This is a genomic window from Dorea sp. AF24-7LB, assembly GCF_003478575.1.
Lineage (GTDB): Bacteria > Bacillota > Clostridia > Lachnospirales > Lachnospiraceae > Dorea_D > Dorea_D hominis.
Map to the genome: position 1 here is coordinate 378,912 of NZ_QUFR01000001.1, position 14,209 is coordinate 393,120.

Here is a 14,209-nt window from a genome sequence, read left to right on the forward strand (position 1 = left end):
ATTTTATGCAAATTTGCCGGAAAACATTACAAAGTTCTCTGCCTGGTTATTCCTCGTCAAGAATATCCATAACATCTTTCTCCGTCATCTTGTCATCTTTATCGCCGGTAAACTTGTCGATGGCATCCGGAATCATATCCAGGATCTTCGTCATCGTATCCTGATTCTTGATATTTACAAGTTTTGTTTTACCATTCTGGATCACAAGCACCGCACACGGAGACATCTTACCGCCGACACCTCCTGCCCCTTTTTCCTTCTTATCGCCGCTGAATGCGCCGGCTCCGATACCAAAAGAGACATCTACAAGTGGAAGAATGATCGTATCTCCGATGTGAATTGCATCTCCGACAACTGTCTTTGATGAAACAACACTATCCATTCCCCGGAACAATGCTTCTACTGTTCCTTTAAAATTATTGTCTGCCATATTATTTCCTCCTGACTTTATCTTTCATAATTTTTTATATCCCGATAGGTCGTTCTGATATTCCGGTTCCAGAACAATACCCATGCAAGTCTCGCAAGATGATTTAACCGTAAGTTTCCTTTGCAGAGAAGGCTTCCTCCAAATACTGCCTGTTCAAAATCCGGATGCACTTCAAATGCCGACCCAAAGAGCGGATAAAATACACTTAATACAGCCAGCACTTCACCGGTATAAGCCGGATCTTCAAATCCAAATCTTATCTTTCCTTCCAGCTTCTTTGGTTTCCACGCTTTCAGAAAACGGAAAAGCTCTTTTTTAGCTTTTTCAAATGCAGCTTTATGCGTCTCGTCCCGAAGAAAGGACATCAATTGCTCTTTCTTATCCACAACTGTCTGCTTCTGCTCACGCATCTTATCGCGCGTTCTCTTTATCTTCTTTACAATCCTCTGAATGTAAGATTCTTTTTTATCCGGATTCTTCCGTTTAGATTTTTTCTTTTCAGTTTTTTCAGGATCTTCTGAAATTTGTCCAGATTTTTCTTTATCTTCTTCACACTGTACCGTCTGCGGAAGTTTCTTAACATCTTGTGCTTTTTCAGCCACCTGTAATTCTTCTTCCACTTCTGGCTCTTCATACGCTTCAACAGACCTCTTTTTCTCTGGCTCTTCATGCGCTTCATCAGTTTCTTCCACTGCTGTATCCGGTTCTTCGTTAACAGACCGTTCTTTTTCGTCATCTTTCTCATCGGCTTTCTCCTCCTTTATTTCTGCGCTTCGCTTCTTTGCAGATCTTCGTTTCCAGAACACAATCCGTAATTTCCATATCAGATGGTTGTCCTTATACAGCAGATCGATTCTGAACAAATGTAAAAGCCACGTTATGCACACCTTTCCTTTCAAGCTGTCTGTAGTCCCTCTGCGTACGCCCTGTGCTTTGTAACGAACAGGAACAAACAGCAGGATCAGAATCAGCAATAGCAGTATTCCCAGTATCACTGCGATTATGATTCCTATTATTTTCAAGATCAACAACAATATATGTAGCATCTTAACCTTCCCGTTCTTTTTCTAAAATATAGGAACGGATATCCGCACCTTTGGTTTCATTATACACTTCCTGTGTGATTCCTTCCACTATTTCCAGCGCATCCTCAAAATCTTTTGTAAGGCCCACGACAAGCGGCAGCTCCTCCGGATAATTTTTCTGCCTGCGCATACATGCCGGGAAAATATCCAGCTGGTTCTGATCTGTCGATGCAAGTGTGATCAGATAAACTCCGGGTAATAATTTCCCGTTTTTCAGTTTTTTAATCAGATTTTCTTTTTTCTTCTGCAGGCCTTCCGGCACATATAAATATTTATAAATATGCATATGCCGCCCTCTTTCTTTAATAATAGGCATCAAAAACTTTCCTTGCCACATTGACTGCTTTCGCATTACCGTCTGCTGCTTCGATCACAACGCTGACAACAAGATCCGGATCATCCACGTTCGACATACCGATAAACCAGGAGTGGTCTTTGTTCTTATCCGAACTGTACTCTGCTGTTCCAGTCTTTCCTGCTGTTGTATAACTTGTTCCGCTCATTGCTGATGCTGCTGTTCCGTATTTTGTTACACTGGACATATAATCCTTTAACATGGAAGCTTCTTTCGCTGTCATCAGTTCTGCATATTTTTCCGGTTTCGTCGAGCTTATCACAGCGCCTTTGTAATTTGTCACAGAATCCACAAGGTACGGCTTCATCAATGTTCCGCCATTTGCAATTGCCGAAGTAATGAGTGCCATATGATATGGACTTACCTGTGTCTTTCCCTGTCCGATCGCTGTCATCATACGTTCCGCGATTCCTGCCTGGTCACTTAATGCAAAATGACTTTCTTTATAAGAAATATTCCCCGGAAGTTTTGAATCAAACAGCAGCTTCTTTGTAGTCTTCTTAAAATCCGGGATCTTCAGTCCCTGTCCGATATTACTGAAAGAGGTATTGCAGGAATAAGCAAGGCTGTCTCTGAAACTTACCTGTCCGTGCACTTTTCCGCCAAAGCAGTGGATCGTATTCGATCCAGCTTCGATCTGTCCCTGGCACACATAAGAATAATCATCCGGATTGCCATGTTCTCTTATATACTCCAGTGCTGTTATCACTTTAAATGTAGATCCCGGCGGATACTGTCCCTGTGTTGCACGGTTTAACAGTCTTGCCGATGAATCCGTATTGAGTGTCTGCCATTTGTCTTCCACTGTCTCCGGATTGAAGTCCGGCTTTGATACCATGGCAAGAACTTTGCCTGTCTTCGGATCCATGGCAACAACCGCACCCTTTCGGTCTCCCAGCGCATCATACGCTGCTCTCTGTAATTTCACATCCAGTGTTGTGACAACATTGTCTCCCGGATTCTTCTTATCCTGAAATTCATTCGTTAGCTTCTCCAAAAAAAATGCATTTGACGACAGAAGTTCGGAATTCATTCTGGATTCCAGACCGTATTTCCCTTTTGCCGTATACCCGACTACATGGGCAAATTCTCTTCCATACGGATATTCCCTCGTCTCGCTTCCATCTGCGGAAGTTGTCGTCTGAGCAAGTACTTTCCCTCTTTTGTCCAGAATCTTACCTCTTGTAACACGTTTGGCAAGCGTATCTGATCTCCGGTTGTACGGACTGCTTATGAAATCTTTACTTTTTACAACATTAAAATAGGATATATATCCCATCATGACTAAGAAAAGTGTGACAAAAACATATGTTACTCTAGCGAACTCTTTGTTGCGGGCGCGTTTGCGCTTTGCGCGGCGCTTTTCTTCCCTGCGGGCGCGCCTGCGGTCTCTGGCGGTCATATGCCGGCGTTCTTCTCTGCGGCGCATGTTCCTGTCTGCTTCTCTTTGCTCGTAACCGTTCCTTCTTCTTTCTTTCAATGTCCTCTTCCTCGTCTTCTCTTAAAATATAAAGTCCCTGAATAATCGCAAACATGATCACTGTACTGAACAGTGAACTACCACCATAGCTGACCAGAGGAATGGTCACACCGGTGGATGGAATAAACTTGGTCACACCTCCAATGGCAAGAAACACCTGGAAAATATAACAGGTTCCAAGCCCCAGCGCTACCAGCTTGTAAAATCCGTTGTGAAGCTGCATTGCAATATTTAAAAACATAATATAACAGCTCACACAGATCAGTATCATACAAAGTCCGTAGATCAGTCCCATCTCTTCACCGATCGCTGCAAAAATGAAATCGGATACTGCAACCGGGATCGTATTCGGCACTCCCTCAAATAAACCAAGTCCGAACCAACTTCCGGTGCCGATTGCAAATAAAGACTGTGCTACCTGCTGTCCGCCGTTCGCGTATACAGCAAGCGGATCTTTCCATACGATGACACGCACACGCACATGGTTGAACAGATAATATGCCGCCACGGACGCCAGACTCCCGGCACCCAGTCCGGCAAATATATACAGAGGCTGTCTCGTTGCCACATAGAGCATAACGAGATATACAACAAATATGATGAGTGCCGCACCAAGGTCTTTGGATACAACCAGAATCAGCACATGGAATGCTGCCAGCGCTGTCGTGATCACAATATTCTTAAATTCCAGTGAAAGCTTAAAACTGGAGGCAACAAAGAATACAAAAACAATCTTCACAAGCTCTGACGGCTGGATATTCGCAACCTTTGTTGAAAATCCAAGCTTTGCACCTCCGGATACGCCTCCCCAGACAACAACTGCCGCCAGTGAAAAGATACCGATCACTGCGTAAAATTTTCTCCATTCTGCCAGAAACTTGAATTTCCGGATGATCACTGGTACAACCAGACTGCATGCAATACCTGCCGCCGCGATCATAAACTGCTTGATCGCATAAGAATAATTCAGCCTCGTCAGCATGATAAATCCAATGCATAACAGCATACACATATTATTGACGACCAGTCTGGATACCTTTGGATATAGCAATGTGTACAAAATGATCGTAGCTCCAAACAATACTACCTGCATCAGATAAAACGCCAGCATTTTGATGTCATCCGTCTGTAAATACATCACTGCAAATGCGATCGCATGCATCAGAAACATTAATATATTCTGTCGGCGTAGAAGATAACGTTTTCTGTCCGGGTCCTGATAACCAAATATGCTGAAACATAAGAATGTGTACATAATGATCAGCAGAATCATCACATATTTGGATAGTTGTACGATTATATTTACCAAACTCTCACCTACTTCACTCCTCGTTTAAAATGTCCTTTTGTATAGGAGGCTTCCGGAAGCTGTGCATTTCTTTCCCGTAAAAATACATCTCCATATACATTTATAATATCCCGCGTTTCTTTTCCGGATTCCATCGTGAAATCCAGCCGCAGTGCCGATGGCTGTAAATTCCGGATCTCTTTATGCTGTTTCATAAGCATAAGCGGAACCGGGTTATAAATAATATTATAGCAGAAACTGCACTCATTCCTTACCGAAAATCTGTTCTGATAACGGTCCGTCAAATATAAAAGTGACGGCTTTCTCTCACAGCTCCTCGTATTCTTCTGTATACAGTTTGCCGTGATCATCACCGGCTGGTATCCGTAAATACTCAACATACCACCCAAAAGACCGCAGTCTTTTAATTCTCTGCCATTGAGTTCAACAGATGCCGTAAACCGAGAAATGCCTTCCTGCTTCAGAAAAGCTTTTCCACTGTGATTAAATACATACATATTGTAATCTGTCAGAATCTCATCCGTGTAATTTTTCTCTTTCAACCATGCAAGGCTCTCGAAATTGCGGATCATCACGCCATCAAAACTCTTCTTAAGTTCTGCACAGTACTGTTCAAACAGCTTAACTGCACGTTTCCGGAAAATATATGGCATAGCAAGATATAGTTTCTGATCATCAGAGAGCTTCTCTCTGAGATTTTTCCATTCTTTCGCCTCACAAAGTGTACTTTCTGCCAGGATCACTGCAACATCTTCTCTGCCTGCTGCGGCTTCAAACTGTTCCGGTGTGCATACGCGCACTGTAAATCTCTCATCCGCCGGAACATTATTATATTCGCTGCAGATCTCATCCTGTCTCTCAAAAAATGTTTCGACACATTCCGATGACTCTGAAGTTCTGCGATATGGTTCTAATAATTTTTCTTCTAATAATCCCAGACTTTCCCGTCGCAGTTCATTGATTGCCTGCATTGGTAGAAAAATACTGCCTTCCGTATGGATTTCCAACTCATCAAATGTAAATGGCGTCTGACCTGTCTTGCGCATCTGCTTATCAATACGCTTCTCATCTAACGGCTGCTTCAGTGCTTTCTGCACTTCGGCGCCTTCACAAGAAACAGATACCTCCCGACAGCATAAGTCTATTTTAGCACGACTTCCTTCGGAAAGTGTGAAGACTCCCTTAATTTTTTCTTGCTTTTTTGAAAATTCCGGAAGCGTCTCTACCTGTTCTTCTCCTTTTGGCCGTTTTAGTGATAACATCGATCTGCCATTTTCGCATTGATAATAACCCTTCATATAGCCTCTTCTTCTGTAGGCATTCTCCAGAGTTTTAAGATCTTCCGGCTTCACACGGAAACCATCGCGCCCTTTCTGCAAATAAAGATTCACGTATTTGCGGTACATCCGTACAACCGTATAGACATATTCCGGCTGCTTCATCCTGCCTTCAATCTTAAAAGAGTCAATTCCGGCTTCGATCAGATCCGGGATCATCTCTATTGTGCACAGATCCTTAAGGCTCATCAGATCCTGCGGTTTCTTTCCCTCTACTGAATATGGAAGACGGCACGGCTGTGCACACTGTCCCCGGTTACCACTTCTTCCGCCAATCATACTGCTCATCAGACACTGGCCGGAATAACAGTAACACATTGCACCGTGAACAAAGCATTCCATCTCCAGACCTGTCCGTTCTTTCATCCGACGCACTTCCTCAAGACTGATCTCTCTTGCCGGAACAATACGCGTTGCACCCTTTCTGCCGAAAAATTCTGCTCCGTACTCGCCTGTCACTGTCATCTGCGTGCTGACATGCACCGGCAGATCCGGAAAAACCTCACGGATAAACGAAAAAACACCCAAATCCTGAACAATTACGGCATCCAGCCCCTGACGGTAATATGGCAACAGATACTCATACAATTCTGCAAGTTCATAATCCTTCAGCAGCGTATTCACCGTCATATAAATCTTCCTCTGCTGTAAATGTACCTCATCAATGGCACGCAGATACTGCTCTTCATCCAGATTGCCTGCATATGCCCTTGCGCCAAAACGCATCCCGCCGGCATAAATCGCATCCGCTCCGGCGGCAAGTGCCGCAGTCAGACTTTCATAGGAACCTGCCGGTGCCAGTATCTCTATATGATTGTGCCTATTCTCCGCCTCTCTGTTCATCCAACTACTCCTTGTTCTATAATATCTGCCCTGCCAGATATTTCACATCTCATCTGAATATCTCTGGCAGCGAAGTTTCCTTTTAAACAAATAAATTGTGTCCTGGCATATTTCCGCACCGAGCGCGTTGCTGAGCGCCTGCGACGCTCGTTTAGCAACGACCGGAGTGAAACGTAGACAGTTTACAACAATCTACCTCTTCGTGCGAGTGCGCATCCCGCCGGAGGTTTTTCATGTAACAGAAAATGCAATTTCCTGTTACATGAAAAAGGCTGTCACTCGACAGCCCTTACTTATTTTTATTCTCTGTCTCCAACTGAACGATCTTAAGCTGAAGTTCTTTGTTCTCTTCTTTTAACTTATCCATCGCTTTCTCAGCATTCTCAAGCTTGATCTGCACGGATATCAAGTCATGTTTCAGTTCGTACATGTCCTTGTCTTTCTCCTCGATATCGTTTTCCAGTGAAGTTCCCTGCTTCTTTGCTTTGAAATAATCATCCGCAATATTAAGTGCCAGAAGGATACTTCTTGTCTCAGCGTTCTGCTTGCGATATCCGTCGCTTGCTCCGAGCTCGTCCAGTTTATGATTCAGGTAAGTAGATACTTTCTGCAGATAGTCTTCGCTCTCAAATCCGCTCAGTGTAAATACCTTTCCCCCGATTAATACTTCTGTAAAATTCTTTGATGATGCCATAAATGCCTCCCGCATACATTCATAATCTTTTTACCATTATAAACTAATCTGTGCAAAAAACCAACCTTTTTTTCATCTGATGGTTTTTCTGCCGATTTTTCAGACTTCCATATTCATCTCAATGCCAAGATGTATATATGCTTTTTCTGTGACAATTCTTCCCTTCGGAGTACGCTGGATAAATCCATTTTTCAGCAGATACGGTTCGTATACATCCTCGATCGTTCCTGCATCTTCTCCGACAGAAGCTGCCAGTGTGTCCAGCCCTACCGGGCCTCCGGCAAATTTATTCACGATCGTAAGCAAAAGTTCCCTGTCTGTCTGATCAAGACCTTCTTTATCTACATCCAGAAGATCCAGTGCATAGTCTGCAACTTCCTTTGTGATATCTCCGTCATACTTTACCTGTGCAAAATCCCGCACACGCTTTAACAGACGGTTTGCCAGTCTCGGTGTTCCTCTGGAACGTCTCGCCAGCGCCAGAGCGCCCGCTTCATCGATTCCTACTTCCAGTACTCTCGCTGAACGCTTGATGATCGTCACCAGTTCCTCAGTTGTATAATATTCCATCCGGTGTACAACTCCGAAACGGTCCCGGAGCGGCGCTGTCAGCATACCTGCTCTCGTCGTTGCACCTACCAGTGTGAATTTTGGAAGATCCAACCGAATAGATCTTGCAGTTGCGCCCTTTCCGATCATGATATCAATCGCATAATCTTCCATCGCAGGATAAAGTACTTCTTCTACCTGGCGGTTCAGCCGATGGATCTCATCTACAAAAAGAACATCCTTCTCCTGCAGATTATTTAAAATTGCTGCCATCTCACCCGGTTTTTCAATTGCCGGTCCGGATGTGATCTTAATATTCACGCCCATCTCATTGGCAATAATCCCGGCAAGTGTTGTCTTTCCAAGTCCCGGCGGGCCATAAAACAGGACATGATCCAGTGCATCTCCTCGCTCTCTCGCCGCACGGATATATACATTCAGCATCTCCTTCGCCTTTGCCTGTCCGATATAATCGTCCAGAAGCTGCGGGCGGAGATTGTTCTCGATCTTCGCATCTTCTTCCAGATTCTCTGTTGTTATGATTCTTCTGCTCATCTTTATCGATCCTTTACAGCATCTGTTTCAAAGCCTGTTTTAATACAGCTTCGACATCCATTGCTTCTGTTATTTCTATTTTCTTCACAGCTCTTAAAGCCTCTGTACTGCTGTAGCCAAGCGCTGTCAGCGCCTGAACAGCTTCGCTCTGGACTCCGGACGGATCTCCGCAAGAAATATCCCCGGCGTCTCCGGTCATCGTATGCTCTAACGCATCCTCAAGGCTTAGCTTGTCCTTAAGCTCTAAAATGACCTTTTCTGCTGTCTTCTTGCCGATTCCCGGTGCCGCACAGATTGCTTTCACATCACCGGATAATACTGCAAAACGCAGATCATCCGGGCTTAATACAGACAGTACTGCCTGACCGCCTTTTGGTCCGATCCCGTTCACACCGATCAACAACTTGAATACCTGCAGATCATCTCTTGTCAGGAATCCAAATAACTGCATCGCGTCTTCTTTTACATTAAGATAAGTATAAATACGCACCTCATTGCCGACCGGCGGCAGCTGGCTGATCGACTCTACCGGCATGAAAATACCATAGCCGACGCCACCGACATCTACGATCACGCGATCTGCTTCCACAACCGCAAGTTCACCTCTGATATATTGAATCATCTGTTCCTCCATTTACCTAAAACTGTATATTCACAAGCCTCTTAAGCATCATCTCCGCAACAATGCCGATCACAAGTCCGGTAAGCAGCCCTGCTACCAGAAGTACCGGGAAATAATAAGTAACGCTGAATGTCTCTACCACAACAGCCGCAACAATAAGCTGTCCGATATTGTGGAAGACACCGCCTGCAATACTGATTCCCTGCAAGCTGAATCCTCCCCACTTCTTAAGAAGCGCCATTACAGTCAGACTTAAAAGTCCTCCGGCAAGGCTGTATATAATACTGAAATAATTTCCAAAAATAAATCCTGCCAGCAATACACGCACGACAGAAAGAAGATACGCCTCTGAAAGGCGCATCTTATATAAGGCAACAACAATGATCAGATTCGCAAGTCCAAGTTTCACACCGGGAATCCCGAGGTTGACCGGAATCAATGTCTCTACATAACTAAAAATCAATGCCAATGCCGTAAACACTCCAAAATATGCTACTCTGCTCTTCACGTACTCCTTATCTTCCTTCCTGCTACAATACCTTAATTTGATACAGCATCAAATTCACTGTTCTCACTGCTCTCAACTTCAACAACCACTTTATTCGGAAGACAGATAATGCTCTCATTGTTTTTTGAAATTGCTTTCTGGTTCACGCAGAGTTGATCCGGGCAGTCTGCCTCTTTCATCTTCGCTCTGTTATTTTTAATCACAAGTGTATTCGTTCCACCATTGATGGAAATCTCCTGATCCTCTCCAAGAGAATAGGTTCCCTCAATCTTCCCGTCTACTTTCACCACAACACAATTCGCACCTTTGGCGCCAAGAAGGTTATGGAGAAAGAAGGCAAGACCCGCTACAACAATGATAATCGCAATTAAAACCCAGTCTTTTTTCTTCAAATGCATCTTTTCTTTCATATACACCGTTCCTCTCTGCGTTACATTCTAACACAAGAAATCAAACACTGCAATCACATGTTCGATTGCATATCTTATTTTTCATGGTATAATAACTTAAGATTATGACTGCCGACCTGGAGGTGTATTATGAAACTAAAAAAAATCACGGCAGCAGCCATGTGTGTTTCACTTCTTCTGACCGGTTGTTCCGGACTTTCCGGAAAACGCGGGCTTACTTACAGTGACACATTATTTGACACCACAATTAAGGTGCAGATCCTGGATTCTGCCAATACTTCTGTCATCAAGGGCTGCGAAACATTATGTAAGAAATACGACGCTATGTTCTCACCGGACAACAAAAAAGGCGATGTATATAAGATTAATCATGCAAAAGGAAAAGCTGTTACCGTTTCGGACGATACGATCAGTCTGATCAAAAAAGGGCTTTATTATGGAAAGTTCTCGAAAAGTGAATTTGATATTACCATCGGTTCTGTTTCCCGCCTGTGGGATTTCCGTTCCGGCAAGAAAAAGGTACCATCTTCCGCAAAAATCGACAAAAAGCTTTCCCACGTCAATTATCACGATGTAATAATAAATGGCAATGCTGTTACGCTGGCAGACAAACATGCGAAAATTGACCTCGGCGGAATCGCCAAAGGTTATATTGCAGACCGCGTAAAAGACTATCTGAAAAAGAAAGGCGTGAAACACGCGACGATTAATCTCGGCGGCAATGTACAGACGATTGGTACCAAGCCGGATGGTTCGGATTATCACATCGGCATCCAGAAGCCATTTGGAAAAAACGGCGAAGCGATCGCTTCTGTAAAGATTGATGATCAGTCTGTTGTCACCAGTGGCATTTACGAACGATATTTTGAAAAGAACGGAAAGATTTACCATCACGTGCTCTCGCCTTCAACCGGAAAGCCATGCAAGACAGATCTGTACAGTGTATCTGTTATCACAGATTCATCACTAACAGCAGATGCGCTGAGTACCATCTGTCTGATGATGGGATATGACCGCGCACTGAATATGGTAAACCAGTTAGATAATGTTGACGCCATTTTTATTACAAATGATGGCGAACTTCATTATTCGAATAATTTCCAAAAAAATCACTAGTAGCTGGTATTCTTTAGATGTTTCAGCTGACGATCACAGATAATGGAATAAAGCAAAAGAAAGACGATCACTTTACTGCGATCGTCTTTCTTTTGCTTTATTCCATTCATATGTGCCACCAGGTATCCGCGAATGGCACATATTGTCGTCCAGTCTTGATTGTCCCAGCTACCTATACTTCTATATATTTACTGCAGGCAACAGCCATTGCTCCAGGACCGATATGACATGCCACGCTCAGAGATAATTTTTCTGTGCGAATCTCATAATCAGGAAATCTCGCCTGTAACTCCGCGATCCATTTGTCTTTCTCTTCTTCTGAGCATGTATATGCAGCTTCCAGATGAACCTTTTCTCCTGCGAAACGGGAATGAATATCCTTGTCAATTGCATCCAGCATTGTCTTTTTGGCAGCCTTCCATCCGCGCACTTTTGCAAATGCATCCAGTTTCTCGCCCTGGATCTGGAGTACCGGTTTCAGATTCAGTACCGTTCCGATTGCTGCGGCAGCAGGTGTGATTCTTCCACCTTTTTTCAAATATTTCAAAGTATCAACTGTAATATAAATGCTGGATTCCAGCTTTTCACGCATCAGAGCATCGACGATCTCTTCACCGGACATTCCTTTATCGCGCATCATCATGGCGTCTTCCACAGATTGGCGTAGTGTTACGGAAATACGCTGGTTATCCACAACATACACTTTTCCTTCAAATTCTCTGGCGAGCATGATCGCATTCTCGCAGGAACTGCTCAGTCCGCTGGACATCGGAATATGAATGACTTCATCATACTCCTCTAGCAGTTCTTCCCACAGTTCCATAACATCTCCCGGTGACGGCTGAGATGTTGAAATATCCGCACCGGTTTCCAGTTTTTCATAAAATTCATCCTGTGTCAGTGTAATATCTTCGTAATACAGTTCCCCATTGATATAAAATGGCATCGGCACAACACGGATCCCCAGTTCCTTTGCTTCTTCCTGTGTAATGCCACTGTTGCTGTCTGTTACAATTGCTATTTTTCCCATTACCTATACCTCACTAATTTTTAAAGCTGTGGATCGGTGCCGGAATACGTCCTTTCCTGTTCACAAATGAACTGCAGTCGTATTCGTTTACCGGCATGATCGGTGCATAGCCTAACAGCCCACCGAACTGCGCCACATCTCCTACATCTTTTCCAATAACCGGAATGAGACGAACCGCTGTCGTCTTCTGGTTCACCATTCCGATTGCCATCTCATCGGCAATGATCCCGGAAATAGTTGTTGCTTTTGTCTTTCCCGGTATTGCGATCATATCTAACCCAACGGAGCAGACACATGTATATTCGCACCGGCAATATAAGCCGTTACTTTTGCGATAATCCCGACATTGTCTTTTCCAACTACTGTAATGATACATTTCTTCATATGCGAGTCCTCCTTCAAAGCCTGTTCATCTCTTCCTACAGCTGAATAATGTTAGAAACGGATGTTCTTTTTGCAACTGTGATCGGAAGTTCTTCTCCCTTGTACGGATTGTCTCCCATCGTAACTTCCAGTTTCACAGTTTCATAAGCAAGACTTTCATAATTATTTTCCTTGCTCAGATGTCCGAGTACAACTGCGGACATATCATCATGCAGTATATCACAAAGAAGGCGCCCTGACAATTCATTTGATAAATGTCCTTTGTCGCCCATAACTCTTCTTTTCAGAGGATAAGGATATGGACCGACTTCCAGCATATGTATGTCGTGGTTCGCCTCCAGCACAATACCATTCAGATTTTTAAGGTTCTCAATGGTATAGTCATCATATATTCCAAGGTCTGTTGCAACTGCAGCAGACTTACTGCCATTCTCAATCCGGTAACCGGACGGTTCATTTGCATCATGGGAAATTGCAAAAGGACGGATGTCCATATCTCCCAGACGAAATGTCTGATCTACCTGTACCTCATGCAGAAGACCTTCCGGTAGCCTGCCAATATTTTTATTGGCTTTGATTCCTTCAATCGTTCCATGAGTTGCATAAACAGGAACTGCATATTTTCTGCTGAATACACCCAGTCCCTGAATATGATCGACATGTTCATGTGTAATGAGAATCCCCTGTAGTTCATCTCCTTTGATCTCCAGCTCTTTCAAGCCTTCTTCAATTCTCTTCTTGCTGATTCCAGTGTCTACCAGAAGATGCGTAGTATCATCTCCTATGTAAATACAGTTTCCGCTGCTTCCACTGGCAATGCTGCATAATCTCATCTGTTATTTCCACCTGTTCTTTACAATGTTATTTTTTCTACTATGTACTGTCATGCTGTCTTTTAACTGTTACAGATTCTTTACGATCTGATCGATCTGGATCATTGTCTCGGCGAAAACACCATTATTGTCAATAACTCTGTCACATTCCTTCATAAACTGCTCTTTTGTAAGCTGGGAAGCCATGATATCATCAATCTTGGATTCCTTGTATCCTCTGGAATAAAACAGACGGTTTTTACGTACCTCTGTCTTCACGTATACATACCAGAGTTCGTCATAGATCTCTTCATAATGATCTTCGATCAAAAGTGCAGATTCCAGTATAAACAGATTCGTATTCTTCCGCTCTTCATGACAGATTTTTTTCTTAATCTCTTCCTTTACAGCCGGATGCACAATTGCATTGAGTGTTTCTAATTTGGCTTTGTCTGTAAATACGATATCCGCAATTTTCTCACGGTCCAGCTCTTTCTTCTCATCCAGGATGTCTTCTCCGAAATAAGCAACAATCTGATCATAACATTCTGTTCCTTTTTTCTGTAAATGCTTTGCGACTTTGTCAGCCTGACAGATGGTTGCACCATATTTGTCATTCAGATATTCCAGAATCTGTGTTTTCCCGGAACCAACGCCACCTGTTAATCCTATTACCTTCATGTCTTTTCA

Annotated in this window: 15 protein-coding genes and 1 pseudogene; 1 reads left to right on the forward strand and 15 read right to left on the reverse strand. The window is 43.5% G+C overall.

The window, feature by feature from the left end:
* Positions 1–46 precede the first annotated feature (46 nt).
* The 11 genes from DWY31_RS01875 to DWY31_RS01925 all read right to left on the reverse strand — a co-directional run bounded on the left by DWY31_RS01875 (position 47) and on the right by DWY31_RS01925 (position 10,177).
* Entirely contained in the window at positions 47–430 is a 384-nt protein-coding gene (locus DWY31_RS01875) for a GerW family sporulation protein (RefSeq protein WP_021860477.1), read from the reverse strand.
* Between the two features lie 17 nt (positions 431–447).
* Positions 448–1,476: a DUF2953 domain-containing protein gene (locus DWY31_RS01880; protein ID WP_118519375.1), complete on the reverse strand. Its 1,029-nt coding sequence runs from the start codon at positions 1,474–1,476 to the stop codon at positions 448–450.
* A gap of 1 nt (position 1,477) precedes the next feature.
* A complete protein-coding gene (locus tag DWY31_RS01885; RefSeq protein ID WP_118519433.1) occupies positions 1,478–1,801 on the reverse strand; it encodes a hypothetical protein in 324 nt (107 codons plus the stop codon).
* Positions 1,802–1,817: 16 nt separating this feature from the next.
* A complete protein-coding gene (locus tag DWY31_RS01890) occupies positions 1,818–3,149 on the reverse strand; it encodes a peptidoglycan D,D-transpeptidase FtsI family protein (RefSeq protein ID WP_199537823.1) in 1,332 nt (443 codons plus the stop codon).
* A gap of 37 nt (positions 3,150–3,186) precedes the next feature.
* Positions 3,187–4,659 carry an FtsW/RodA/SpoVE family cell cycle protein gene (locus tag DWY31_RS01895; RefSeq protein WP_118519376.1) on the reverse strand — a complete coding sequence of 491 codons (1,473 nt, stop codon included), beginning with the start codon at positions 4,657–4,659 and terminating at the stop codon, positions 3,187–3,189.
* Between the two features lie 8 nt (positions 4,660–4,667).
* Positions 4,668–6,839: a peptidase U32 family protein gene (locus DWY31_RS01900; RefSeq protein ID WP_118519377.1), complete on the reverse strand. Its 2,172-nt coding sequence runs from the start codon at positions 6,837–6,839 to the stop codon at positions 4,668–4,670.
* 289 nt (positions 6,840–7,128) lie between these two features.
* The gene (gene zapA / locus DWY31_RS01905; RefSeq protein WP_021860483.1) at positions 7,129–7,533 is read right to left on the reverse strand and encodes a cell division protein ZapA; all 405 of its coding nucleotides are present in this window, start codon (positions 7,531–7,533) and stop codon (positions 7,129–7,131) included.
* A 99-nt stretch (positions 7,534–7,632) separates the two neighbouring features.
* Positions 7,633–8,637 (reverse strand): Holliday junction branch migration DNA helicase RuvB, encoded by a 1,005-nt coding sequence (gene ruvB, locus DWY31_RS01910; RefSeq protein WP_117537183.1) that lies wholly within the window; start codon positions 8,635–8,637, stop codon positions 7,633–7,635.
* A 13-nt stretch (positions 8,638–8,650) separates the two neighbouring features.
* Positions 8,651–9,259, reverse strand: a complete 609-nt coding sequence (gene ruvA, locus DWY31_RS01915; protein ID WP_021860485.1) for a Holliday junction branch migration protein RuvA — start codon at positions 9,257–9,259, stop codon at positions 8,651–8,653.
* A gap of 16 nt (positions 9,260–9,275) precedes the next feature.
* Positions 9,276–9,767 carry a Gx transporter family protein gene (locus tag DWY31_RS01920; protein ID WP_118287862.1) on the reverse strand — a complete coding sequence of 164 codons (492 nt, stop codon included), beginning with the start codon at positions 9,765–9,767 and terminating at the stop codon, positions 9,276–9,278.
* A 32-nt stretch (positions 9,768–9,799) separates the two neighbouring features.
* Positions 9,800–10,177 carry a NusG domain II-containing protein gene (locus DWY31_RS01925; protein WP_021860487.1) on the reverse strand — a complete coding sequence of 126 codons (378 nt, stop codon included), beginning with the start codon at positions 10,175–10,177 and terminating at the stop codon, positions 9,800–9,802.
* Positions 10,178–10,306: 129 nt separating this feature from the next.
* Here DWY31_RS01925 and DWY31_RS01930 point away from each other — a divergent pair, with 129 nt between their 5' ends.
* On the forward strand, positions 10,307–11,293 hold the full coding sequence (locus DWY31_RS01930; RefSeq protein WP_021860488.1) for an FAD:protein FMN transferase: 987 nt from the start codon (positions 10,307–10,309) through the stop codon (positions 11,291–11,293).
* Positions 11,294–11,465: 172 nt separating this feature from the next.
* Here DWY31_RS01930 and DWY31_RS01935 read toward each other — a convergent pair whose 3' ends face one another.
* The 4 genes and pseudogenes from DWY31_RS01935 to coaE form a co-directional block, all read right to left on the reverse strand.
* Positions 11,466–12,323, reverse strand: coding sequence for a DegV family protein (locus tag DWY31_RS01935; protein WP_118519378.1), 858 nt, complete (start codon positions 12,321–12,323; stop codon positions 11,466–11,468).
* Positions 12,324–12,336: 13 nt separating this feature from the next.
* Positions 12,337–12,621: pseudogene (locus DWY31_RS01940) on the reverse strand (DUF711 family protein); the annotation flags it as partial.
* A gap of 121 nt (positions 12,622–12,742) precedes the next feature.
* On the reverse strand, positions 12,743–13,540 hold the full coding sequence (locus tag DWY31_RS01950) for an MBL fold metallo-hydrolase (RefSeq protein WP_117537182.1): 798 nt from the start codon (positions 13,538–13,540) through the stop codon (positions 12,743–12,745).
* Positions 13,541–13,609: 69 nt separating this feature from the next.
* Positions 13,610–14,200: a dephospho-CoA kinase gene (gene coaE, locus DWY31_RS01955; protein WP_118519379.1), complete on the reverse strand. Its 591-nt coding sequence runs from the start codon at positions 14,198–14,200 to the stop codon at positions 13,610–13,612.
* Between the last annotated feature and the right edge of the window lie 9 nt (positions 14,201–14,209).